The sequence below is a fragment of the Candidatus Poribacteria bacterium genome (assembly GCA_021295755.1).
Lineage (GTDB): Bacteria > Poribacteria > WGA-4E > WGA-4E > PCPOR2b > PCPOR2b.
The window spans coordinates 11,739-13,224 of sequence record JAGWBT010000122.1; the positions used below are offsets into that span (position 1 = coordinate 11,739).

Annotated in this window: 2 protein-coding genes; one reads left to right on the forward strand and one right to left on the reverse strand. The window is 53.2% G+C overall.

The features are described from left to right. Nucleotides 1-626, reverse strand: a 626-nt coding sequence (locus J4G02_16805; GenBank protein MCE2396215.1) for a sulfurtransferase, incomplete at its 3' end; no start/stop codon positions are given. Nucleotides 627-1,261: 635 nt separating this feature from the next. On the opposite strand from J4G02_16805, the gene J4G02_16810 reads away from it, so the two are divergent. Next, the coding region (locus tag J4G02_16810; protein MCE2396216.1) for a hypothetical protein at nucleotides 1,262-1,486 on the forward strand (225 nt) is incomplete at its 3' end.

Genomic DNA, 1,486 nt, shown 5'->3' on the forward strand with positions numbered 1-1,486 from the left:
GCGACTGCGGTTGCCCACGGGATATTCGCTGCACCCGGAATGCGTCCCGGCCGTTGTGCCGTTTCGGGCAGCCCTGGTGGCGCGATAATCTCGCCAGTGAACTCCGCTGGTGAGCGCACATCTACAAGATTGACTACTCCCTGCTCCAGCGTCGGCAGGACGTGATCCTTTGTCGCCCGCACGTTGTCATCCGGGAATTTCGCTTTGTAATCGGTGGCAGCGGGTGAAGCAGCATCCGTAACTAAGTCGCGGCCCTCGTCAATCCATTTCTGACGACCACCGTCCATCACCTTCAGCTTGCTTTCGTCATGCCCGTAGTAGCGGAATTGCCACAGCGCATAAGTGGCAAACCAATTGTTGTTGTCGCCGTAGAAGATAACTGTGGTATCGTTGCTGATGCCGTTATCTTGGCACAACCCTTCAAACTGCTCTTTTGTTAAGATGTCGCGCCGTACCTGGTCGCACAACTGGGTTTGCCAATTAAGCCCGACGGCGCCGCTGATGTGTCCTTCGTCGTAAGCCGCGGTATCTACATCGACCTCCACCAAACGGATGCCAGCGTCACCGCCATGCTGGGCGACCCAGTCGGTGGTTACTAATACTTCAGGGTGCGCATATTCTGCCATAATAAAAAACCTCCTGCTTTAATTTGAAAATTGATATATTCTGCTGTCTGGGTGGGTGATACGGTTGAAGCCCCGCCCATTCTTTTTGTTGCTGCTGTGTGTTTCTAGCGCTTACGGAGTCGTGTTTGCTCGGTGTTGTAATCTTCCCGCTTGGGGAGGGCAGCACCGGCACCCGCATTCCGCACAAGGAATCGTAGCATATTTTCGTTGGAATTACAAGTTTTTTGATAGGAGGCACGACAGGAAGGGTGACAAGCAGGGGCAGAACGGAAGCACAAGAGGGCAGGTACAAGACCTGCCCCTACATTGTGTGGATTCTTTGTAGGGGCAACCCTCGTGGTTGCCCTAGTGTCGGTCGATTTTCGGAAATTGACGTTTGGGTGTCGAGATGTGAATCTCGACCTACACGAGCACAAGGTACCGACGATTACCCCGGTGGTTTAGAACAGATGGAACGGAGATCTCCGTTCCCTACGAGGGATTGCGCTGAAGCGGGTAGGTCTCAAATAATTGAGGGGTGCTCATAAATAGCTTTCAATGCGTCCGTGCATCAGGAGACGGATCGCCTGCTCACTGTGGGAGAGGCTTCCTAGCCTCGCTAGTTATGCCATTAGTTTAATCGGCGATTCAGACAAATGGGACATGTCGCCCCGCTGGGGCTTGGGAGATTTTGTTATCCCGTGTGCTATAAACATATCGCCCCGCTGGGGCTAAATGAACCTTGTCCCTTTTCCCGTCCCGTTCCGAGAGTCTTTAACCTACGGGCTGTCAAATGTCAATATGCCCTACGCTATGCTGAGAAAAAGATTTCCACCTTCGTCCACGCGGACACGCACCCACGGTTCGATCCAGATGGTTGT